Below are 22,826 nucleotides of genomic sequence, written 5' to 3'. Positions count from 1 at the left end.
GCTCACGTGCTCGCACCCCGCTCGCGCAGGGCCCGGCGGGCCTGGGGGTCGGCCTTGCGGTAGCCGTGGAAGTGACCGGGGTGGTACAGGTGCGAGCGGGTGCCGTGCGCGTCGAGCGCCGGGCCGACCAGGAACAGCGTGTGCTTCCACAGCTTGTGCTCCTTGACGGTCTCCTCCAGCGTGCCGATCGTGCACTTCACGACCAGTTCCTCCGGCCAGGTCGCCTGGTAGGCGACGACGACCGGGGTGGTCGTCGGGTAGCCGCCCTCCAGCAGCTCCCGCACCAGCTGCCCGCTGCGGGCGGCCGACAGGAAGACCGCCATGGTGGTGCCGTGCCGGGCGAACTCCCGGACCTCCTCGCCGGGCGGCATCGGCGTCTTGCCGCCGCCCAGCCGGGTCAGCACCACCGACTGCGCGACCTCCGGGATGGTCAGCTCCCGCTGCGCGAGCGCGGCCACCGCCGAGAACGACGACACGCCCGGCACGACCTCCGTGGCGATGCCGATCTCGTGGCACCGGTCCAGCTGCTCCTGCGTACCGCCCCACAGCGCCGGGTCGCCGGAGTGGATGCGGGCCACCCTCAGGCCCTGTGCGTGGGCGCGGCGGTAGACGGCGACGACGTCCTCCAGCGACATCGTCGCCGAGTCGAGGATCTCCGCGTCCTCGCGCGCGTGCCCGAGGACCTCCGCCTGCACCAGGCTCGCCGCCCAGATCACCACGTCGGCCTCGGCGATGGCGCGCGCGGCCCGGAACGTCAGCAGATCGGCGGCGCCGGGGCCGGCACCGACGAAGGTCACCTTGCCGGCGGGGGCATCGGCCATGGGGAATCGGTCCTCTCCTGAAAGTCCTGCGAGATCCTGAAAGAGCTGCGAGCTCCTGAAAGCGCCGCGCGTTCCCGAAAGCGCCGCGCGTTCCCGAAAGCGCGGCGGGTTCTCGAAAATGCGGCGGGTTCCCGGAAGCGCCGCGCGTGCGGCCGGGTGCGGCGAAGTCCTACGAGTACTGCGGTTGCCGGTGGCGGACGTGCGCGACCACGCGGTGATCGGATAGCAAGGGCCCATGGCGGTCCTCGTCGCGCTCGGCGCGTTCCTGATGACGCTGGCCGGCGGCTGGACGGCACAGCGCGTGACCGACCGCCGCCACCTGGTGCTGGGCCTGGCCGGCGGGCTGATGCTCGGCGTGGTCGGCCTGGACCTGCTGCCGGAGGCCCTGGAGGCGGCCGGCGGCGAGGTGTTCGGCGTGCCGGAGGCGCTGCTGCTGTTCGTCGCCGGCTTCCTCCTCGCCCACCTGGTGGAACGGCTGCTCGCCGCCCGCCGCGCCGCGCACGGCGCCGGGGAGCACGGCCACCGCGCGCCCGAGGTGGGCCTGACGGCCGCCGCCGCGATGGTCGGCCACAGCGCGATGGACGGCGTGGCGATCGGGGCGGCCTTCCAGGTCGGCGGCGGCATGGGCGTCGCGGTCGCCCTGGCGGTCGTCGCGCACGACTTCGCCGACGGCTTCAACACGTACACACTCACCCGCCTGTACGGCAACGCGCGGCGCAAGGCGATCGCGATGCTGGCCGCGGACGCCGTGGCGCCGGTGGCCGGCGCGGCCTCCACGCTGCTGTTCACCATCCCGGAAGGAGCCCTCGGCGCCTACCTCGGCCTCTTCGGCGGCGTGCTGCTCTACCTCGCCGCGGCCGAGATCCTCCCCGAGGCCCACCACGCGCACCCCGCCCGCTCGACCCTGCTGTGCACGGTCGCCGGAGCGGCGTTCATCTGGCTGGTGGTGGGCGTCGCCGAGTGAGCCCGGACCCCGGGCCGGCCGGTTCACAGCTTGCCGCCGCGCCCGCCGTCGCGCCGGGCGGGCGCGATCAGCGTCGACAGGTACGGCAGCGGAGCACCGTCGAGCTCGGCGGCCGGACGGATCGACTCCTCCTCCAGCCCGAGCGCCGACCCCCACACCGCGTCGCCGAGCCGCCCGGTCTCCCGCAGCGCCGCGGCGACCTCGCCCGCCTGCCGGCCGAACTTGTAGGCCACGACCGTCCCCGGCCCGTTCAGCGCCTCCTTCAGCACGGCCGCCCCGGCGGTGACCGGCACCAGCGTCAGCGGCTCCGTCCCCTCCGTCAGCACCGCGCCCGACCGCGCCGCCAGGTCCTGCATGGCGGTGATGCCGGGCACCGTCTCCACCACCGTGCCGGGCACCAGGCCGGCGATCGTCTGCGCCAGATAGGTGAACGTCGAGTACACGTTGGGGTCGCCGATCGTCGCGAACGCCACGCTGCCGTGCCGCCGCAGCAGCCCGGCCACCCGCTCGCCCGCCGCGTCCCAGGCGGCCTCGCGCCGCGCCCGGTCGGTGCGCTCGTTCAGCGCGAACACCACCCGGACGACCTTCTCCTCGGGCACGTAGTGCAGCACCGTCGCCTCGGCCCGCCCCCGCTCGCCCGTGTCCATCACGGGCACGACGACGACCTCGGCCGCGCGCAGCGCGTTGACCCCCTTGACCGTCACCAGCTCCGGGTCCCCGGGCCCCACCCCGACCCCGACCAGCCTGCTGTTCACGCCGCTCATGACGTCCGGCACCTCTCCACGAACCGACGGGCGACACCGGGCTCGGACGCCCAGTGCGTGTGCAGATAACTCGCGTGCACACCGCGCTGTACGAAACCTTCGACGCGCCGGCGCGGGGCGCGCACCCCCCAGGCGGGAGCGGACCCGGCCCCCGGCTCCACCACCGTCCGGTGGAACTCGTGCCCCCGCATCCGCGTCCCCGCCGCCGCGAGCACGCTGCCGGACACCGCGACCGCGTCCCGGTAGCCGAGGGTGAGCCGCTCGGACATCCGGGCGGTGGCGTCCAGCACCCCGCACATCGGCCGCCCGTCCAGCTCCCGGCACAGATACAGCAGCCCCGCGCACTCGGCGGCGACCGGGGCGCCGGAGCGCGCCAGCTCGCCGACCGCCTCGCGCAGCGGCTCGTTGGCGGCCAGCTCACCGGCGTACACCTCGGGGAACCCGCCCCCGATCACCAGCCCCGCCGTGCCCTCCGGCAGCGCCTCGTCCCGCAGCGGGTCGAACGGCACCACCTCGGCACCGGCGGCGGTCAGCAGCTCGGCGTGCTCGGCGTAGGAGAACGTGAACGCCGCGCCACCGGCCACGGCCACCACCGGACGCGTCCCGCCGGAGACCACCGGCGGCTCCCACGCCGCGCACGGCAACGCGCCCGCGCCGCGCGCCAGCGCCGCCAGCGCCTCCAGATCGCACCCGGCCTCGACCTGCGCCGCCATCGCCGCCACGGCCGCCACCGCCGCCGTACGCCGCTCGGCGACCGGCACCAGCCCCAGATGCCGCGACGGCGTCTCCACCTGCGGCGCCCGCCGCAGCACGCCCAGCACGGGCACCCCGGACGCGTCCAGCGCCTCCCGCAGCAGCGCCTCGTGCCGGTCCGAGCCGACCTTGTTGAGGATCACGCCCCCGATCCGCACCCCGGGATCCCAGGACGCGAAGCCGTGCACCAGCGCCGCCACCGACCGCGACTGCGACGAGGCGTCCACCACCAGCACCACCGGCGCCCGCAGCAGTTTCGCCACCTGCGCGGTGGACGCCAGTTCGCCCTCCCCGGCCGCCCCGTCGTACAGGCCCATCACGCCCTCGACGACCGCGAGGTCACAGCCGCGCGCGCCGTGCGCGAACAGCGGAGCGATCAGCTCCGGACCGCACAGGTACGCGTCGAGGTTGCGCCCCGCGCGCCCGGTCGCGAGCGCGTGGTACCCGGGGTCGATGTAGTCCGGCCCGACCTTGTGCGGGGACACGGCGAGCCCCCGCGCGGCGAACGCGGCCATCAGCCCCGTGGCGACGGTGGTCTTCCCGCTCCCGGAGGAGGGCGCAGCGACCACCAGCCGGGGGACGGACGAGGAGGGGTTCACCACTCGATGCCCCTCTGCCCCTTCTGCCCGACGTCCATGGGGTGCTTCACCTTGGACATGTCGGTCACCAGATCGGCGAAGTCCACCAGCTTCTCCGGCGCGTTCCGCCCGGTGACGACGACGTGCTGGGTGCCGGGGCGATTCCGCAGCACGTCCACGACCTCGTCGGTGTCCACCCAGCCCCAGTGCAGGGGGTACGCGAACTCGTCGAGCACGTACAGCTTGTACGTCTCGTTCGCCAGGTCCCGCTTGACCTGCTCCCAGCCCTCCCGGGCCTTCTCCTCGTTGTCCATCTGCGCGTCGCGCTGGACCCAGGACCAGCCCTCGCCCATCTTGTGCCAGGCGACGGTCCCGCCCTCGCCGGAGTCGCCGAGCACGCGCAGCGCCCGCTCCTCGCCGACCTTCCACTTCGCCGACTTGACGAACTGGAACACCCCGATCGGCCATCCCTGGTTCCAGGCGCGCAGCGCCAGCCCGAAGGCGGCGGTCGACTTGCCCTTGCCCACGCCCGTGTGCACGACCACCAGCGGACGGTTGCGCCGCTGCCGGGTCGTCAGACCGTCGTCCGGAATCACACTCGGCTGTCCCTGCGGCATTACGCGGCCCTCCTGGTCCCCTGTACGTCCCTCACCAGCCCGGCGATCGAGTCCGCCCGCAGCTCGTCCAGCGTGACGGCGGTGCCGCCCAGCTCACCGGCGAGCTTCCCGGCCAGTCCCAGCCGCACCGGCCCCGACTCGCAGTCCACGACCACCGAGGCGACACCCTCGGCCGCGAACAGCCCCGCCGCCCTCGAAGCGAGCAGCAGCGGCTCCGGACCCCCGGTCGCCCGCCCGTCCGTCACCACGACCACCAGCGGCCGGCGCGCCGCGTCCCGCAGCCGCTCCACCCGCAGCACGTCGTGCGCCTTGAGCAGCCCGGCCGCGAGCGGCGTCCGCCCGCCGGTCGGCAGCGACTGAAGCCGCGCCGCGGCGGCATCCACGGACGAGGTGGGAGGCAGCGCGACCTCGGCGCCGGAACCCCGGAAAGTCACCAGCCCCACCTTGTCCCGCCGCTGATAGGCGTCCAGCAGCAGGGACAGCACGGCACCCTTCACCGCACTCATCCGCTGCCGCGCCGCCATCGACCCGGAGGCGTCCACGACGAACAGGACGAGATTGCCCTCGCGCCCCTCGCGCACCGCCTGCCGCAGATCGTCCCGGCGCACCACCAGCCCCGGCCCGGACCGGCCCCGCGCCCGCTGGTGCGGGGCGGCGGCCCGCACGGTCGCCGCCAGGTGCAGCTTGGTCAGGGCACCGCGCGGCCGGCGGACCCCGGTCGTCCGCCCCTGCTCGGTCCGCGCCCGCGAACGCCGCCCGGCGGCACCCTCGCCGACACCGGGCACGCTCAGCACCTTGGTGCGGAACGGCTCGGCGGCCCGTACGGCCGACTGTTCGCCCGCGCCGGACGCCTGCGGCTGACCGCCCTCACCGGCCTCCGGCCGCGCGGCGTCGCCCCCGTCACCCTGCGGACCGCTGTCCGGGGCGGGCCGCCCACCGCCACCGGGACCGTCGGGGTCGGGCTCGTCGTCGCCACCGTCGTCCCCGGAGTGCTGCTCCAGTGTCTCGTCCAGCTTGTCCTCGTCCAGGCCCGGCGCGTCGAACGGGTTCCGCCGCCGCCGGTGCGGCAGCGCCAGCAGCGCCGCCTGCCGCACGTCCTCCGCGAGCACATCCGTCCGGCCCGCCCACGCGGCCAGCGCCGTCGCCGTCCGCGCCATCACGATGTCGGCGCGCATGCCGTCCACCTCGAAGGCACTGCACAGCGCCGCGATCTGGCGCAGCGCACCGTCCCCCAGCCGCACGGACGGCAACAACTCCCGCGCCGCCGCGATGCGCTGCCGCACGGCAGCCTCCTCGTCGGCCCAGCGCGCGGCGAAGGCGGCAGGGTCGTCGTCGTAGGCCAGTCGCCGCCTGACCACCTCCACCCGCTGGTCCGGCTCCCGCGAGGCGGCCACCTCGACGGTCAGCCCGAAGCGGTCCAACAGTTGAGGGCGCAGTTCGCCTTCTTCGGGGTTCATGGTCCCGACGAGCAGAAAACGCGCGGCATGCCGTACGGAGACGCCTTCGCGTTCGACGTACGAGGAACCCATCGCAGCAGCGTCCAACAAGAGGTCGACGAGGTGGTCGTGCAACAAGTTGACCTCATCGACGTACAGGAGCCCGCGGTGGGCCTGCGCCAAGAGCCCCGGCTCGAAGGCCTTCACACCCTCGGCGAGCGCCCGCTCGATGTCCAGCGCTCCGACGAGCCGGTCCTCGGAGGCACCGACGGGCAGCTCGACCATACGGGCGGGGCGCCACTCCGAGGCCTCAGACCCGTGCGGGCCGTCCGGGCACAGGGGGTCGGGAGCCGCTGGAGCGCAGGAGAACCGGCAGCCGGGCACGACCTCGATCTCCGGCATGAGCGAGGCCAGAGCCCTGACGGCCGTGGACTTCGCGGTCCCTTTCTCCCCGCGCACCAGAACGCCACCCACCTGCGGTGAGATCGCGTTGAGCAGCAGAGCCAACCGCAGGTCGTCTTGTCCGACGACGGCGGTGAAGGGGTAGGGCGTGCTCACGCGGTGATCACTCCTTCGGGTGAGTCAAGGCGCGGAGGTACGAGCGTCACGCGCCGCGCTGCGATCGTTGATACGTGCTCCCCGCCGATGCGGGGGTGGTCCGGCGGCGCAGGTCGCTGCCATCTGGCGCAGGGTGTGTTCCCCGCCGATGCAGGGGCTCGGAGGGACATCACTCGTTCCCCTCCAGATCTCCCTCAAGCTCGAGGTAGGTCGCCCGGAGCCGCTCCAGGGTCTCCTGGTCCGGCTCCGCCCACAGCCCGCGGTCCGCCGCCTCCAGCAGGCGCTCGGTGATGCCCCTCAGCGCCCACGGGTTGGACTTCTTCATGAACTCCCGGTTCTCCGGCGAGAACACGTACTCGGCCGACAACTTCTCGTACATCCAGTCGTCCACGACCCCGGCGGTCGCGTCGTACCCGAAGAGGTAGTCCACGGTCGCCGCCATCTCGAAGGCGCCCTTGTAGCCGTGCCTTCTCATGGCGCTCATCCAGCGCGGGTTGACCACCCGGGCGCGGAAGACGCGGTGGGTCTCCTCACCCAGCGTCCGCGTCTTCACCTGGTCCGGCGTAGCCGAATCACCCACGTATGCCTCAGGGCTGGCCCCCGTCAGATGCCGCACCATCGCGACCATCCCGCCGTGGTACTGGAAGTAGTCGTCCGCGTCCACGAGATCGTGCTCCCTCGTGTCCACGTTCTTCGCGGCGACAGCGATCCGCTTGAACGCCGTCTCCATGTCCCCGCGCGCCGCCCGCCCGTCGAGCCCGCGCCCGTAGGCGTAGCCGCCCCACACCGCGTACACCTCGGCGAGGTCGGCGTCGGAGCGCCAGTTGCGGGCGTCGATCAGCGGCAGCAGGCCCGCCCCGTACGCGCCCGGCTTGGAGCCGAAGATGCGGGCGGTGGCCCGGCGGCGGTCGCCGTGCTCGGCGGTGTCCTGCTCCACGTGCGCCCGCACGTAGTTGGACTCGGCGGGCTCGTCCAGCTCGGCCACCGCCCGCACCGCGTCGTCGATCAGCCCGACCACGTGCGGGAAGGCGTCCCGGAAGAAGCCGGAGATGCGGACGGTGACGTCGATGCGGGGCCGGCCCAGCTCCGCGAGCGGGACCACCTCGAAGCCGGTCACCCGGCGCGAGGCGTCGTCCCACACCGGACGGCACCCCAGCAGCGCGAGGATCTCGGCGATGTCGTCACCCTGGGTGCGCATCGCGGACGTGCCCCAGACCGTCAGGCCGACGGACTTCGGGTACGCGCCGGTGTCGGCCAGGTACCGCTGCACCAGCGAGTCCGCGAGCGACTGCCCGACCTCCCAGCTCAGCCGGGACGGGATCGCCTTGGGGTCGACGGAGTAGAAGTTCCGGCCGGTCGGCAGGACGTTGACCAGACCGCGGGTCGGCGAGCCGGACGGTCCGGCGGGGACGTAACCGCCGTCCAGGGCGCGCAGGATGTGCCCGATCTCGTCCGTCGTGCGGGCGAGCCGCGGCACGACCTCGGTGCAGGCGAACTCCAGCACGGCGACGGCGTCGGGCAGTTCGGTCCCCAGGACGTCACGGACCAGCGCCGGTACGGCCGCGACCGCCCAGTCCCGCTCCTCCATGCCCTCCGCGACCCGCCGGCACAGCTGCTCCAGCAGGTCGATCGCGTCGGCGGCGGTCCGCGCCGGGCCCTCCACCAGGTCCGTCAGCTCCACCGGCACCTTCACCGGCGCGCCCGGCTCGGCCAGCAGCTCCTTCTCCACCAGCCCGAAGTGCCCGGCCAGCGCGGCCCGCAGGCCCGGCAGCGCGTTGGCCTGCCCGCCCCACACCTGGGACGCCCGCAGCACGGCCAGGACCAGGTTCACGCGCGGCTCGCCGACCGGCCCGCCGCCCAGGATGTGCAGGCCGTCGCGGATCTGCACGTCCTTGATCTCGCACAGGTAGCCGTCGATGTGCATGACGAACTCGTCGAACTCGTCGTCGTCCGGCTGCTCGTCGACGTGCAGGTCGTGGTGGAGCTCGGCGGCCTTGACCAGCGTCCAGATCTGCGCCCGCACAGCCGGCGCCTTCGCCGGGTCCAGGTCGCTGACCAGCGCGTACTCGTCGAGCAGCTGCTCCAGCTTGGCCAGGTCGCCGTAGGTGTCGGCGCGGGCCATCGGCGGGACGAGGTGGTCGACGACCGTGGCGTGCCCGCGCCGCTTGGCCTGGGTGCCCTCGCCGGGGTCGTTGACGATGAACGGGTAGACCAGCGGCAGGTCGCCGAGGACGGCGTCCGGCGCGCACCCGGCGCTCAGCCCCAGCCCCTTGCCCGGCAGCCACTCCATCGTGCCGTGCTTGCCCATGTGCACGACGGCGTCGGCGCCGAAGCTGTTCTCCAGCCACCGGTAGGCCGCCAGGTAGTGGTGAGAGGGCGGCATGTCGGGGTCGTGGTAGATCGCGATGGGGTTCTCGCCGAAGCCGCGCGGCGGCTGGATCATGACGACGACGTTCCCGAACCGCAGGGACGCCAGCACGATGTCGTCGCCGTCCACGTACAGCGAGCCCGGCGGCTCGCCCCACGCCTCCCGCATGGCCTCCCGCAGCCCGGGGTCGAGCTTCTCGAACCACGCCCGGTAGTCGGCCAGCGGCACCCGCGCGGGCGCGGCGGCCAGCTGCTCCTCCGTCAGCCACTCCACGTCGTGCCCGCCGGCCTCGATCAGCCGGTGGATCAGCTCGTCGCCGTTGTCCGGATACCCGTCGACGGCGTACCCGGCCTCCCGCAGCGCGTCCAGCACCCGCACCGCCGAGGCGGGCGTGTCCAGGCCGACCGCGTTGCCGACCCGGGAGTGCTTGGTCGGGTACGCGGTGAAGACGAGCGCGATCCTCTTCTCGGCGTTCGGCTTGTGCCTCAGCCGGGCGTGCCGTACGGCGATCCCGGCGACCCGCGCGGCCCGCTCCGGGTCGGCGACGTACACGGGCACGTCGTCGGGGCCCTGCTCCTTGAAGGAGAACGGCACGGTGACCAGGCGGCCGTCGAACTCGGGGATGGCGACCTGCATCGCCGCGTCCATGGGGGACAGGGCGGCGTCCGACTCCTCCCACGCGGCCCGCGAGGAGGTCAGGCACAGCCCTTGCAGCACGGGCACGTCCAGGTCGGCCAGCGCGCCGATGTCCCACGCCTCCTCGTCGCCGCCCGCCGACGCCTGGGAGGCGTGCGTGCCGCCGGCGGCGAGGACGGTGGCGACCAGCGCGTCCGCCCGGCCGAGGAGCTCGTACAGCCCGGCGTCCGCGCCGCGCAGCGAACCGCAGTACACCGGCAGGGCGTTGGCGCCGTGCGCCTCGATCGCCTCGCACAGGGTGTCCACGAAGGCGGTGTTGCCGCTCAGTTCGTGCGCGCGGTAGAAGAGCACGCCGACCGTCGGGCGGCCGTCCCGCCGCTCGTACGCGCCGTGCACGCCGTACTCCGGCATCGGCTGGGGCGCGGCGAACCCCTCGCCCGTCAGCAGCACGGTGTCGGACAGGAACCGGGCCAGCTCGGCCAGGTTGGCCGGGCCGCCCTCCACCAGGTACTTCAGCGCCTCGGCGACGACCCCGGCGGGCACGCTGGACTCGGCCATCAGCTCCGCGTCCGGCACGGCCTCCCCGCCCAGCAGCACGGCCGGCACGCCGGACGCCTTCAGCGCGGCGAGCCCGTCCTCCCAGGCGCGCTTGCCGCCCAGCAGCCGTACGACGGCGATGTCCGCGCCGTCGAGCAGCGCGGGCAGCTCCTCCCGGACGTCGACCCGGGTCGGGTTGCCGGTCCGGTAGGAGGCGCCGGAGGCCCGGGCCGCCAGCAGATCCGTGTCGGCGGTCGACAACAACAACACTGTGCTCATGCGGGCGCTCCCGGGGGGATGAAGGGCAGTCCTTGCGGCGCGCCGGACTCGATGAGCCGCCACAGCGCGTCCGTGTCCGCGTGCTGTTCGATCAGGTCGCCGAGCCGGTCGAGCTGCTCCTCGCGCAGCGCGGCGAACGAGGTGTCGGGGGCCGGCACGAAGCGGCGGCCCGCGGCGGCGGCCACCTCGCGCAAAAACGCCCGCCGGAAACCGTCCGACTCCAGCGAGCCGTGCCAGTGGGTGCCCCAGGTCTGGCCGACCCGGCAGCCGTCCAGGAAGGGCTCGCCGCCGGTGACCTCGGCGACGCCGTGGTGGATCTCGTACCCCTCGACCCGCTCGCCGAGGGCCTCGCCCACCGGCCGGGTGAGGGTCTTCTCGCGGGCGAACCGCACCCGCACCGGCAGGACGCCGAGCCCGTCCACATGGCCGCGGCGGCTCTCGACGTCGTCCTCGATGTGCTCGCCGAGCAGCTGGAAGCCGCCGCAGACGCCGAGCACGGGCCGCTGCTCGGCGGCCCTGCGCCGCAGGGCGTCCGCGAGCCCCCGCTCCCGCAGCCAGTCCAGCGCCCGGACCGTGCCCCGGGTGCCGGGCACCACCACGAGGTCGGCGTCGGCCAGCTCCTCCGGCCGGTCCACGAACCGCACCACGACACCCGGCTCGGCGGCCAGCGCGTCCACGTCCGTGAAGTTGGACATCAGCGGGACCGCGCAGACGGCGACCCGCAGCACGTCCTCGCCGACCGGCGGTGCGACGGCGGACTCCCGCACGGTGCCGCGCAGCGACACCCGCAGCCCGTCCTCCTCGTCGATGCCGAGCCCGTGCCGGAACGGCAGCACCCCGTACGTGTGGCGCCCGGTCAGGCCGTGCAGCATGTCCAGGCCCGGCTCCAGCAGGGACACGTCCCCGCGGAACTTGTTCACCAGGAACCCGGCGACCAGCGCCTGGTCCTCCGGGGCGAGCAGCGCCACCGTCCCGAAGAACGAGGCGAACACGCCCCCGCGGTCGATGTCGCCGACCACCACCACGGGCAGCCCGGCACCACGGGCGATGCCCATGTTCACGATGTCGGTCCGGCGCAGGTTGATCTCCGCCGGACTGCCCGCCCCCTCACAGATCACCGCGTCATACGTTCCCCGCAGCTCGGCCAGGCAGTCGAGGACCGTGCCGAGCAGCCGCTGCTGCCGGCCGCCGTGGTAGCCGCGCGCGCTCATCTCCCCGACCGGCTTGCCCAGCAGCACCACCTGGCTGCTCTGCTCGCCGCCCGGCTTGAGCAGCACCGGGTTCATCAGCGCGGTCGGCTCGATCCGGCACGCCTGCGCCTGCATCGCCTGCGCCCGCCCGATCTCGGCGCCCTCGCGCGTCACGAACGAGTTCAGCGACATGTTCTGCGCCTTGAACGGCGCCACCTTCACGCCCTGCCGCACCAGCCACCGGCAGATCCCGGCGGTGACGACGCTCTTGCCGGCGTCGGAGGTGGTGCCGGCGACGAGGAGACCCCCGCTTCTCATGACCTGTGTCCTCTCTTCGGCAGGCGCGACGTCACCGGACCCGACGACACCAGGCGCGAGGTCAGCAGCCGCGCGCCCGCGCACGCGCCCAGCGCCAGCCAGCTCACGCGCCGGGACAGCCGTACCGCCCGTTCGATGTCGCCGGCGCGGACGGCCCGCCCCGCGGCCCCGTTGAGCACGGGCCGGTGCTCCACCCGCCCGCCGTACGACAGCGTCCCGCCGAGCCGGACGCCGAGGGCGCCCGCGAACGACGCCTCGACGGGCCCGGCGTTGGGGCTCGGATGCTTGCCGGCGTCGGCCCGCCAGGCCCGTACGGCGCCGCGCGGATTCCCGCCGGCGACGGCGGCGAGGGCGGCGGTCAGCCGCGCGCCGGGCCAGCCGGCGAGGTCGTCGAGACGGGCGGAGGCCCAGCCGTAGCGGCGGTACCGGGGCGACTTGTGGCCGACCATGGCGTCGAGGGTGTTGACGGCCCGGAAGCCGAGCAGGCCCGGAACCCCGCCGGCGGCGCCCCACACCAGGGCGCCCACCACCGCGTCGGAGGTGTTCTCGGCGACGGACTCCACGACGGCCCGCGCGATCCCGTCGGCGTCCAGGGCCTGCGGATCGCGCCCGCACAGATGCGGCAGCCGCGCTCGGGCGGCCTCGACGTCGCCCGTCTCCAGTGCCCGCCCGACGGCACGCGCCTCGCGCGCGAGCGAGGTGCCGCCGACGACGGCCCAGGTGGCGGTGGCGGTCAGCGCGACGGAGGCGAGGGGCCAGGGGCGTACGGCGCGGGAGGCGAGGGCACCGAGCGCCACGGCGCCACCGGCGCACACGGCGGTGTGCACCGCGCCCCGGCCGCGGTGGTCCCGCCACAGCACACGTTCCACGGCACCGGCGGCACGGCCGAACGCGGCGACCGGATGCCCGCGGCGGGGATCGCCGAGGAGGAGGTCGCCGAGAAGGCCCGCGGCGGCGCCGTACGCGAAAACGCGTTCGGCACGCATGGAGCTCAGCCGGTCACACGGTCGGGGAAGGCAGGAAGAGACCTGGTACTGAACCTCGAACGGCAGCCGAGCATCGCGTTGTGTCCTCACTCAGGGTGTCCACGCCCTGGTTCGACGAGACCGGCGGTGAGAGTTCCTGGCTCCCGGGGTCTCCACCCCGGTCACAGTGGCGGGACCGCGCCGGATTCACACCGGGCTTCCTCTCCTGCCGCCGTACATGGCCCAGGAAGTCCACCATGGCCCGCGAACACCCGTCAACTTGCCGTTGACCTGCGCAGGGGGAGTGTGCGGAGGCCCACACGCGGGGGGTGTGCGCCGGGCACGCGGAAGCGGGGTGCGGGACGGTGGTCCGTCCCGCACCCCGCTGTGCGCGCGTGCGCGCCGCCGGCCGGGCGGCGGTCAGGCGACGATCAGATAGATCCCGTACGCCACCGCCGCCGCGCAGGCCGTGAAGCACGCGTAGGCGCCGGTGACCGCGAGGGCCGCGGAGCCGCCCTGGGCGGCGGCCCGCTCCCGGCGGGAGAGTCCGGCGATGCCCAGGGTGAACAGGGCCACCAGGGCCACAGTGACCACGAGGCTGACCCCGAAGACGGAGCCGAGGGCTGCCCAGTCGATCTTCATCCTGCTTCTTCCTTCGTACCGGGTGAGTTTCGTACCGGGTGAGCGCGGGCTCAGACGGGGGTGGCGGCCGACGGGGCCTTGGCGTCGGGGGCGGCGGAGAGCTGGGCCGGGATGGTGGCGGTCAGCTCCTCGGCGGCGCCCGCCGGGGGCGGGGTCACGGCGGCGATCGCGGTGGTGACCACACCGGCCGGCTCGGCGTCCGCCGTGTTGTCGGCGTTCTCGGTGTCGTTGACGTTGGTGTGGTCGACGACCTCGCGGCGGGAGATCTTCCAGATCGCGGCGCTGGAGGCGACCAGGAAGACCGCGACGAGCGCCGTACCCCAGTCGCCGAAGCCGCAGACCCACTCGGCGAGCGCGCCGACCAGAGCCGCGGCCGGCAGGGTCAGGCCCCAGGCGACGAACATCCGCGTCGCCGTGGACCAGCGCACGACGCCGCCCTTGCGGCCGAGGCCCGCGCCCATCACCGAGCCGGAGACGACGTGCGTGGTGGAGAGGGAGAAGCCCAGGTGGGAGGAGGCCAGGATGGCGGTGGCGGCGCTGGTCTGGGCGGCGAAGCCCTGCTGCGGCCGGAGGTCGGTCAGGCCCTTGCCCATGGTGCGGATGATGCGCCAGCCGCCGAGGTAGGTGCCGAGCGCGATGGCCAGGCCCGCGGAGAGGATGACCCACATCGGCGGGTCGGAGTCGGGGGCCAGGGCGCCGCCGGCGACCAGCGCCAGGGTGATGATGCCCATCGTCTTCTGCGCGTCGTTGGTGCCGTGGGCCAGCGACACCAGCCCGGCGGAGGCGATCTGCCCGGCGCGGTAGCCCTTCTTGGCGGCCTGGCCGTCCGCCTTCCTGCCGAGGGTGTACGTCAGCCGCGTGGCGACCAGGGCCGCCAGGCCCGCGACGACCGGGGCGGCGACGGCCGGGAGGAGCACCTTGGTGACGAGCACGTCGCCGTGGACCGCGCCGAAGCCCGCCGAGGCGACGGTGGCGCCGACCAGGCCGCCCATGAGGGCATGGGAGGAGCTGGAGGGGAGCCCGACCAGCCAGGTCAGCAGGTTCCAGAGGATCGCGCCCACCAGGGCGGCGAAGATGACCTCGGGGCGGATGCCGCTCTCGTCGACGAGCCCCTTGGAGATGGTGTTGGCGACCTCCACGGACAGGAAGGCGCCGACGAGGTTGAGGACGGCGGACATGGCCACCGCGACCTTGGGCTTCAGGGCACCGGTCGAAATGGTGGTCGCCATCGCGTTCGCGGTGTCGTGGAAACCGTTCGTGAAATCGAACGCGAGTGCGGTTACCACCACAATCGCGAGGATCAGCGAGAAGCTTTCCATTTACCCAGGCAATCGTTCGAGGTCATTGGCTGCTCGAACGTAGGTAACGAGGGTGAACGGAAGATGAACTCGGGGGAGCGCGGTGGTGTCCGGAAGCGGGGCCGCCGCCCCCTCTTGCGCCGGCCGTGTCCGGCTCGCACCGTGGCGGCCCTCCGGTTGCGGGCTCGGGCGCCGGTGGCGAGCTTCCCCGGCCGGTCCGCGGACCCGCCGAGGAGATCCTGGTCACCCGGCGGGCGCCCGCCGCCTCCGTACCGCCGGAAGGCCCACGCCGGCCGGCGCGCGGCGCACCGGACGCCGGTCTTCCGGCCCATGATGCCCCCGCCCGGCGGACGGACCGGACGGCACCTGGGAGGATCGCGGTATGACCGAGCAGTCGTGGGACCGGCAGGACGCGGGGGACGCCCGGGTGGGGGCGCGAGGTGCGGGGGAGGCCGGGGGGAGGTGCGTCCGCCCCGAGGAGGCGCGCGCCTGGGAGGCCCTGGTCGCCACGGCCCGGCGGACGGCGGCCGAGGGGCTGGTGGTCGGCACGTCCGGCAACGTCTCGGTGCGCGTCGGCGACACCGTCCTGGTCACGCCGTCGGGAGTGCCGTACGACCGGCTGACGCCGGAGGACGTCACCGGCGTCGGCCTCGACGGCCGCCAGGTGCTCGGCACCCTCGTCCCGACCAGCGAGCTGCCCCTGCACCTCGCCGTGTACCGCACCACCGGCGCCCGCGCCGTCGTCCACACCCACGCCGTGCACGCGACGGCCGTCTCCACGCTCGTCCGGGAGCTCCCGCCGATCCACTACATGGCCGCCGCCCTCGGCGGCCCCGTCCGGGTCGCCCCGTATGCCGCGTACGGCACCGACGAGCTGGCCGAGAACATGCTCCACGCCCTCGCCGGCCGCTCCGGCTGCCTCCTCCGGAACCATGGCACGCTCACCCACGGCGCCACCCTGGACCAGGCATACGACCGCACCGCCCAGCTGGAGTGGATGTGCCGCCTGTGGCTGACCGCCTCCTCCGTCCCGGGCCTGACACCGTCCCTGCTGACGGAGGAACAACTCGCCGAGGTCGGCGAGAAGCTGCGGGGGTACGGCCAGAAGAGCTGACGACCGGCCCCCGGAGGCGACCGCCACCACCTTCCCTCCTCTGCCTCCTGCCTCCTGCCTCCCCTTCCTCCCCCTCCCCGCACCGCCCGTACGCCCCCGCGCGCCGATCCCCCTCAGGTCCCTTCCCGGCCGCTGTCTCCTCCCCGTCACCCCCAGCCGCCCGCCCACTGGCCGGTCACCGGTTCCGCCCGGACACTGGAGGACGTGCGCACCGTCACCGCAACGGCCACCGCCGTCACCGCAGCCCTGGCCGCCGGCGCGGCGAGCGTCGTCGCCGGCCGGCTCGCCAGCGACGCCGCGCTCAAGGCGCCCGCAGGCCGGCCCCTGCCCACCGAACCCCGGCTCACCGTGCACGGCACCGCCGCCGGGCAGATCACGCTCACCCGGGACCTGGCCGCGCTGCGGCCCGGCCGCTACGGCCTCGCCGGCGACGGCTCCCACGCGGTCGTGGGCCCCGTCCTCGACGCGGCCCGGCACCCCGCCGACACCGTCGTACGCCGCCTCGAACGCGTCACCCACGGCACCCTGCGGCCCGGCGACAAGGCGTGGCTCACCCCGAACCTGTACGTCGGCGACCCGGGCACCGCCCTCGGCCTGGACCACGCCGACGTCGACATCCCCGGCGAGCTCGGCTCGCTGCCGGCCTGGTTCGTGCCGTCCTCCCGCGACACCTGGGTGATCGCCGTGCACGGCCTGGGCACCACCCGGGAACACGCCCTGAACCTCATGGGCCTCCTGCACGGCCTGCGCCTGCCCGTGCTCGCCCTCTCCTACCGCGGCGACCTCGGCGCGCCCCGGCCGCCGGACGGCCTGAACCACCTCGGTGAGAGCGAGTGGCGCGACCTGGACGCGGCGATCCGCTACGCGCTGCGGTACGGCGCCCGGCAGGTCGTCCTGCTCGGCTGGTCCACCGGCGCCACCATGGCCCTGCGCGCCGCCGAGCACTCCGGGGTGCGCGACCGCATCTCGGGACTCGTCCTGGACTCCCCGGTCCTCAGCTGGGAGACCACCCTGCGCTCCCTGGCCGCGGCCCGGCACACGCCGGGGGCCCTGCTGCCGCTCGCGGTCCGCGCCGCCCGGGGCCGCGCCGGACTCCACGCCGACCGCGTCGCCGACGCCGACCGCGACCACCTCGAGGTCCCGACCCTGATCTTCCACGGCCCGGACGACACGGTGGCTCCCTTGCACCTCTCACGCCGCCTCGCCGCCGCCCGCCCCCGCCTGGTCTCCCTCCGCACGGTCGCCCAGGCCCCGCACGCGGCCATGTGGAACGCCGCCCCCGACCCCTACGAAGAGGCCCTGCGGCGCTTCCTCGTCCCGCTGATGTGAGCCCACGGGACCGTCGACCGGTCCGCTGCCCGCCTGCCGTCGCCCGTCGCCCGTCGCCCGTCGGCCGCCGTCCGGCTTCCGCGCGGGCGTCCGTCGAAGGCGGCCGAGCGCGGCCCGGCCTCACGCACGGCGCACGCCTCTCGCCCTCCGCCCTCCACGGCGTACGCCCCGCGCCCCTCCACGGCGTACGCCCCGCGCCCCTCCACGGCGCACGACTGTCGCCACCTGCCCGACGATGCCACTCGGCCGCGCTGATCACCGGCCCGGACGCCCGCACCTGCCTGAATCAACCCGTACTCGCTTGAATGCGACGAATCGCACTGAATGCGCCCGTACTACCCTTATCCGCCCATACCAGCCTGAATCAACCCACACCCGCCTGCACCCACCCGCCCTCGCCCGAACCCACCCGCGCCTCCCCATGCCACCGAACGGCGACGGCACACCATCGGTCCTTCGCCCCGGTCACCCCTCCGCGCCCTCGCGCCCCACTGGCCCCAGCCCGTTTCCAGCCATTCCGCTTAGGGCCTCGCCCCCCGGCCCGGGCCTCGCCCACACCCCTCCCCGCATGCTTGCGTTGGCCATCCCCCTCGCCCGTCGTGACATTCCGTTTGGGTTTTCGGACCGTCAACCGGAAGACTGCACCCGTGACGTCCCGTATCCCGCGCGACTCCAGGCTTCGACTCGTCCGCCCGCGACCCCTGGCCGCCGCCCCCAGAGCCGTGAACCAGCGGCACCCGCGCCGCCCCGCACCGCGCCCCCCGGAGGGCACACCGGCCCGGTCGGAGCTGGCCAGAATGGCTCGCTCCGGTCTGGCCGGCGCGGTCCGTGTCGCCCGCTGGGCCGACGCCGCCCTCGGCCCCGGCCGGGCGGGCGCCTCCTCCGACGGCAAGGCCACGCTCTCCGACGCGACCGCCGAACGCGCGGCGGCCGAGCTGGACCTGACCGTCGCTCAGGTCCGCGCCGACTGGGACATCGCCCGCCTGGCCGGTCTGGTCGAGGTGCACGGCGACAGCGCCCGCCCCGGCTGGCGGCTGCGCGCCTGGGACCGCGACGACAATGCCGCCCTGCGCGGCTGGGTCGCCCTCTTCGACGCCTGGTCGCTCGCCTACCCCGAGCCCTCGGACCACGAGCCGGCCACCGTCGCCGAGGTCGTCTCGGCCATGCCCCAGGTGCTCTCCTTCCTCCAGCTGTCCGCCGGGCCCGTCCCCCTGGCGCAGCTCCTCGACCTCCTGGAGCAGCGCGTCACCGAACTGCGCACCGAGCGCTGCGAGGTCTCCTACGGTCCGCACCCCCAGCCCGAGGCCCCCGCCCCCGGCGGCGACACCCCGCTCGCCCCGCTCCTGGACTGGGCCCTGCGCGCCCTCGCCTCGGTCGGCGCCCTCACCTACGGTGACGGGCAGGCCACGCTCACCCCGCTCGGCAGCTGGGCGGTCTGGGTCAAGCTGGAGCAGATCTGCGTCGCCGCGCAGAGCCCCGCCGGGAACATCGAGCAGTCCGCCGAGGACATGCTCCGCGGCTGCGCCCAGCTCCGCCCCAACGCGGCCCGCGCCGAGTACCGGGCCTGGCTCGCCGCCCGCCCCGTCGGCAGCGCCGTCACCGAGCTCCTCGCGGCCGCCCGCGGCGACGACGCCCTGCTGCGCGGCCTCGCCTTCGAGGCGCTGCGCGTGGTCGGCGCCCCGGCCGAGCCCGACGTCCGCGCCGTGCTCGACGAGCCGACGCTGCGGCCCTACGCCCTGCTGTGGCTGGCCGAGCACGACGGGGCCGACCCGGAGGACGCCCACGAGGTCCTCACCCGGGAGGAGGCCACGTGGCTGTGGGTCGACACCGCCGCCGCCGTCGCCGACCACGGCGAGGCCCCGATGCTGGTGCGGCACCTGGAGTCCGCGATCCAGCCCACCGTCCCGGCGCTGCTGGAGGAGGTGCGGGCCGTCGGCCACCCCCGCACCGTGCAGGTCCTGGTGGCACTGGCCGCCGCGCACCCCGACCCGGCCCTGGCCAAGGCCGTGCGCCGGGCGGCGTTCCAGGTGCACACGGGCGGCACCTGACCCGGCCCCGGCTCTCAGGCCCGTGTCCCGGGGGAGCGCGTATCGGCTCGCCGGAACGGCCGCCGGCGCCTTCGAGCCGATCACTCCCTCGTGAGCCGTACGGAAAAGTTCCGTGAGCCGTACGGGAAAGCCTCGTGAGCCGTACGGAAAACCCCCGGGAGCCGGTACGGAAAAGCCCGGTTTCCGGCCCGCCGCCGGTCCTGCGCCCGCCCCCGCCGACGGCCCGCGACGCCGTGGCCGGGAAAAGTGCTTGCGTACCCCAGTTAGACTGGCCCCATGGCCATTCTCCTCGCGCATTAGACGGCGGGACCGTCCTCAGCCGCCCATCCCGCCCTCCCCACCGCCCAGGAGTCTGTCCGTGATCTCCGCTTCCGGCATCGAGCTGCGCGCCGGTGCCCGCGTCCTCATCGAAAACGCCACCTTCCGCGTCACCAAGGGCGACCGCATCGGCCTCGTCGGCCGCAACGGCGCCGGCAAGACCACCCTCACCAAGTGCCTCGCCGGCGAGGGCATCCCCGCCGCCGGCACCATCACCCGCTCCGGTGAGGTCGGCTACCTCCCGCAGGACCCCCGCACCGGCGACCTCGACGTGCTCGCCCGCGACCGCATCCTCTCCGCGCGCGGCCTCGACGTCCTGATCCGCAAGATGCGCGAGAACGAGCAGCGCATCGCCAACGGCAAGGGCGCCACCCGCGACAAGGCGATGAAGCAGTACGAGCGCCAGGAGACGGAGTTCCTCACCAAGGGCGGGTACTCCGCCGAGGCCGAGGCCGCCACCATCGCCGCCGCGCTCAACCTGCCCGACCGGGTGCTCGGCCAGCCGCTGCACACGCTCTCCGGCGGTCAGCGCCGCCGCGTCGAGCTGGCCCGGATTCTGTTCTCGGACGCGGACACCCTGCTCCTGGACGAGCCGACGAACCACCTCGACGCCGACTCGATCGTCTGGCTGCGCGACTACCTCAAGACCTACCGCGGCGGCTTCATCGTGATCTCCCACGACGTCGACCTGGTCGAGACGGTCGTCAACAAGGTGTTCTACCTGGACGCCAACCGGGCCCAGATCGACATCTACAACATGGGCTGGAAGCTCTACCAGCAGCAGCGCGAGGCCGACGAGAAGCGCCGCAAGCGCGAGCGGCAGAACGCCGAGAAGAAGGCTGCCGCGCTCAACGCCCAGGCCGACAAGATGCGCGCCAAGGCCACCAAGACGATCGCCGCGCAGAACATGGCCCGCCGCGCCGAGAAGCTGCTGTCCGGCCTGGAGGAGGTCCGCCAGCAGGACAAGGTCGCCAAGCTGCGCTTCCCCGAGCCCGCGCCCTGCGGCAAGACCCCGCTGACGGCCGAGGGCCTGTCGAAGTCGTACGGCTCCCTGGAGATCTTCACCGACGTCGACCTGGCCATCGACAAGGGCTCCCGCGTCGTCATCCTCGGCCTCAACGGCGCCGGCAAGACGACCCTGCTGCGCCTGCTCGCGGGCGTCGAGCAGCCCGACACGGGCGCCGTCATCCCCGGTCACGGCCTCAAGCTCGGCTACTACGCCCAGGAGCACGAGACCCTCGACCCGGACCGCACGGTCCTGGAGAACATGCGTTCCGCCGCCCCCGACATGGACCTCGTCGAGGTCCGCAAGGTGCTCGGCTCGTTCCTGTTCTCCGGCGACGACGTCGACAAGCCGGCCGGCGTCCTCTCCGGCGGCGAGAAGACCCGTCTGGCGCTGGCCACCCTCGTGGTGTCCTCCGCCAACGTGCTGCTGCTCGACGAGCCCACCAACAACCTCGACCCGGCCAGCCGCGAGGAGATCCTCGGCGCCCTGCGCACCTACAAGGGCGCGGTCGTGCTGGTCACCCACGACGAGGGCGCCGTCGAGGCGCTCCAGCCGGAGCGGATCATCCTGCTGCCGGACGGTGTCGAGGACCTGTGGGGCGCCGACTACGCGGACCTCGTCGCCCTCGCTTGATCGAACGGACGATCCCCTGCGTATGGATCATTCGGCCGATCCGTGATCCATCATCTGTGTGAGATCTCCTCATACCGAGGTGTGTCCTACACCGATCGCACGGCCGGCCCCTCTCCTGTCGAAGGGCCGGCCGTCGCGCCTCTCTGACCTGCCACTTCGCGGAACAATCCGTTCGGCCGCACGGGCGCCCGCGTGCGGAATAGGGCATTCCGTATGTGGGTACGCGCTCCCGTCGTCACGGACTTGTCTCACAGACCTTGCCGAATGGGTGGCCATCAGGCCCCGGAGGGGTGATCATGAGGAGACCAGAGCGCACTTCCCATGAGGAGGCACGGGTGGCCGAGACTCTGAAGAAGGGCAGCCGGGTGACCGGCGCCGCGCGCGACAAGCTCGCGGCAGACCTGAAGAAGAAGTACGACGCCGGTGCGAGCATCCGGGCGTTGGCCGAGGAGACCGGCCGCTCGTATGGCTTCGTGCACCGCATGCTCAGTGAATCGGGAGTCACGCTGCGAGGGCGTGGCGGGGCGACACGGGGCAAGAAGGCCCCATCGGCCTGATCTACCCCGGGCGGCCCCTCGGCTTCGATGGTGGCCACCCGGTCGGTCTCCCGGCCGGCCGGGTGGTTACTGTGCAGTCACTTAGGGAGGTCGTACGGAGTTCCGTACGGCCCTCAGGACGAGTGCACCCATCGGAGGCGCCCCATGGCTTCGCCCGCACAGGATCACGGTTCACACAGCCCCGTTCTCGATCAGGACGGCGTACGGCTCACCGTCGACGACGCGATCGCCACGGTGACGCTGACCAACCCGGCCAAGCGCAACGCGCAGAGCCCCGCCCTGTGGCGGGCGCTCACCGAGGCCGGGCGGCGGCTGCCGGGGTCCGTGCGTGTCGTCGTGCTGCGGGCCGAGGGCAAGTCCTTCTCGGCCGGGCTCGACCGGCAGGCGTTCACGCCCGAGGGCTTCGACGGCGAGCCGTCGTTCCTCGACCTCGCGCGCGGCGGAGACGCCGAGCTGGACGCGACCATCGCCGAGTACCAGGAGGCGTTCACCTGGTGGCGGCGCGGCGACATCCTGTCGATCGCCGCCGTGCAGGGACACGCCATCGGGGCGGGCTTCCAGCTCGCGCTCGCCTGCGACCTGCGTGTCGTCGCCGACGACGCGCAGTTCGCCATGCGCGAGACAAGCCTCGGCCTCGTCCCCGACCTGACGGGAACGCACCCGCTGGTGGGGCTGGTCGGATACGCCCGCGCGCTGGAGATCTGCGTGACCGGACGGTTCGTCCCGGCCGACGAGGCCGTGAGCACGGGGCTGGCGAACCTCGCGGTGCCCGCCGACCAGCTCGACGGTGCCGTGCGCGACCTGGCGTCGGCGGTCCTCGCCGCGCCGCGCGACGCCGTGATCGAGACCAAGGCCCTGCTGCAAGGAGCGCTGGACCGGGACTACGAGGCCCAGCGCGCCGCGGAGCGGGCCGCCCAGGCTCGCCGCCTGCGGGACCTGGCCGGCCTCGGCGAATAGCCCGGGACGGACCCCGGGCCGCAGAGCCCCGAGGCGACGGCATCCGGGGTGACGGCGTCACCCCGGCGCCCGCAGTGACGGCGCCCGAGCCGACAGGGCCCGAAGGGCCGGCCGGAGCCCGAAGGGGCAGGGGCCGACGC

At 74.0% G+C, this 22,826-nt stretch carries 17 protein-coding genes and 1 riboswitch; of the genes, 7 read left to right on the top strand and 10 right to left on the bottom strand.

Annotated elements, in window-relative coordinates; translation table 11 throughout:
* Nucleotides 1–2: 2 nt before the first annotated feature.
* Complete coding sequence (gene cobM, locus ABZ340_RS28235; RefSeq protein ID WP_358784652.1) at nucleotides 3–821, bottom strand: precorrin-4 C(11)-methyltransferase; 819 nt, start codon at nucleotides 819–821, stop codon at nucleotides 3–5.
* 235 nt (nucleotides 822–1,056) lie between these two features.
* Between cobM and ABZ340_RS28230 the strand changes: the two genes are divergently transcribed.
* A complete protein-coding gene (locus ABZ340_RS28230; protein WP_358784651.1) occupies nucleotides 1,057–1,785 on the top strand; it encodes a ZIP family metal transporter in 729 nt (242 codons plus the stop codon).
* Nucleotides 1,786–1,808: 23 nt separating this feature from the next.
* Here ABZ340_RS28230 and cobI read toward each other — a convergent pair whose 3' ends face one another.
* From cobI to ABZ340_RS28185, 9 genes are all read right to left on the bottom strand, one after another.
* Nucleotides 1,809–2,561 (bottom strand): precorrin-2 C(20)-methyltransferase, encoded by a 753-nt coding sequence (gene cobI / locus ABZ340_RS28225; RefSeq protein WP_358784650.1) that lies wholly within the window; start codon nucleotides 2,559–2,561, stop codon nucleotides 1,809–1,811.
* Entirely contained in the window at nucleotides 2,546–3,901 is a 1,356-nt protein-coding gene (locus ABZ340_RS28220; RefSeq protein WP_358784663.1) for a cobyrinate a,c-diamide synthase, read from the bottom strand. Before ABZ340_RS28220 ends, cobI begins: the two co-directional genes overlap by 16 nt.
* Nucleotides 3,898–4,497 carry a cob(I)yrinic acid a,c-diamide adenosyltransferase gene (cobO, locus tag ABZ340_RS28215; protein WP_358784649.1) on the bottom strand — a complete coding sequence of 200 codons (600 nt, stop codon included), beginning with the start codon at nucleotides 4,495–4,497 and terminating at the stop codon, nucleotides 3,898–3,900. Before cobO ends, ABZ340_RS28220 begins: the two co-directional genes overlap by 4 nt.
* Nucleotides 4,497–6,491, bottom strand: coding sequence for a putative cobaltochelatase (locus ABZ340_RS28210; protein ID WP_358784648.1), 1,995 nt, complete (start codon nucleotides 6,489–6,491; stop codon nucleotides 4,497–4,499). Before ABZ340_RS28210 ends, cobO begins: the two co-directional genes overlap by 1 nt.
* A gap of 169 nt (nucleotides 6,492–6,660) precedes the next feature.
* Nucleotides 6,661–10,311: a cobaltochelatase subunit CobN gene (gene cobN / locus ABZ340_RS28205; protein ID WP_358784647.1), complete on the bottom strand. Its 3,651-nt coding sequence runs from the start codon at nucleotides 10,309–10,311 to the stop codon at nucleotides 6,661–6,663.
* Nucleotides 10,308–11,819 carry a cobyric acid synthase gene (locus ABZ340_RS28200; protein ID WP_358784646.1) on the bottom strand — a complete coding sequence of 504 codons (1,512 nt, stop codon included), beginning with the start codon at nucleotides 11,817–11,819 and terminating at the stop codon, nucleotides 10,308–10,310. Before ABZ340_RS28200 ends, cobN begins: the two co-directional genes overlap by 4 nt.
* On the bottom strand, nucleotides 11,816–12,805 hold the full coding sequence (locus ABZ340_RS28195; protein ID WP_358784645.1) for a cobalamin biosynthesis protein: 990 nt from the start codon (nucleotides 12,803–12,805) through the stop codon (nucleotides 11,816–11,818). Before ABZ340_RS28195 ends, ABZ340_RS28200 begins: the two co-directional genes overlap by 4 nt.
* Before the next feature lie 109 nt (nucleotides 12,806–12,914).
* A riboswitch (cobalamin riboswitch) is annotated at nucleotides 12,915–13,057 on the bottom strand.
* A gap of 147 nt (nucleotides 13,058–13,204) precedes the next feature.
* Nucleotides 13,205–13,426, bottom strand: coding sequence for a hypothetical protein (locus tag ABZ340_RS28190; RefSeq protein WP_358784644.1), 222 nt, complete (start codon nucleotides 13,424–13,426; stop codon nucleotides 13,205–13,207).
* 50 nt (nucleotides 13,427–13,476) lie between these two features.
* On the bottom strand, nucleotides 13,477–14,745 hold the full coding sequence (locus ABZ340_RS28185; protein ID WP_358784643.1) for an inorganic phosphate transporter: 1,269 nt from the start codon (nucleotides 14,743–14,745) through the stop codon (nucleotides 13,477–13,479).
* Nucleotides 14,746–15,106: 361 nt separating this feature from the next.
* Here ABZ340_RS28185 and ABZ340_RS28180 point away from each other — a divergent pair, with 361 nt between their 5' ends.
* From ABZ340_RS28180 to ABZ340_RS28155, 6 genes are all read left to right on the top strand, one after another.
* Nucleotides 15,107–15,838, top strand: a complete 732-nt coding sequence (locus tag ABZ340_RS28180; RefSeq protein WP_358784642.1) for a class II aldolase/adducin family protein — start codon at nucleotides 15,107–15,109, stop codon at nucleotides 15,836–15,838.
* Nucleotides 15,839–16,042: 204 nt separating this feature from the next.
* A complete protein-coding gene (locus tag ABZ340_RS28175; protein WP_358784641.1) occupies nucleotides 16,043–17,167 on the top strand; it encodes an alpha/beta fold hydrolase in 1,125 nt (374 codons plus the stop codon).
* A gap of 797 nt (nucleotides 17,168–17,964) precedes the next feature.
* Entirely contained in the window at nucleotides 17,965–19,215 is a 1,251-nt protein-coding gene (locus ABZ340_RS28170; protein ID WP_358784640.1) for a hypothetical protein, read from the top strand.
* A 358-nt stretch (nucleotides 19,216–19,573) separates the two neighbouring features.
* A complete protein-coding gene (locus tag ABZ340_RS28165; RefSeq protein ID WP_358784639.1) occupies nucleotides 19,574–21,172 on the top strand; it encodes an ABC-F family ATP-binding cassette domain-containing protein in 1,599 nt (532 codons plus the stop codon).
* Between the two features lie 335 nt (nucleotides 21,173–21,507).
* A complete protein-coding gene (locus tag ABZ340_RS28160) occupies nucleotides 21,508–21,729 on the top strand; it encodes a helix-turn-helix domain-containing protein (RefSeq protein ID WP_029385158.1) in 222 nt (73 codons plus the stop codon).
* 144 nt (nucleotides 21,730–21,873) lie between these two features.
* The gene (locus ABZ340_RS28155) at nucleotides 21,874–22,686 is read left to right on the top strand and encodes an enoyl-CoA hydratase/isomerase family protein (protein WP_358784638.1); all 813 of its coding nucleotides are present in this window, start codon (nucleotides 21,874–21,876) and stop codon (nucleotides 22,684–22,686) included.
* Nucleotides 22,687–22,826 lie beyond the last annotated feature (140 nt).

Origin of the sequence: Streptomyces sp. NPDC006134 (genome assembly GCF_040628835.1) — a bacterium.
In the GTDB taxonomy this organism is placed as follows: domain Bacteria; phylum Actinomycetota; class Actinomycetes; order Streptomycetales; family Streptomycetaceae; genus Streptomyces.
This window is presented reverse-complemented; position numbering and strand designations above follow the sequence as displayed.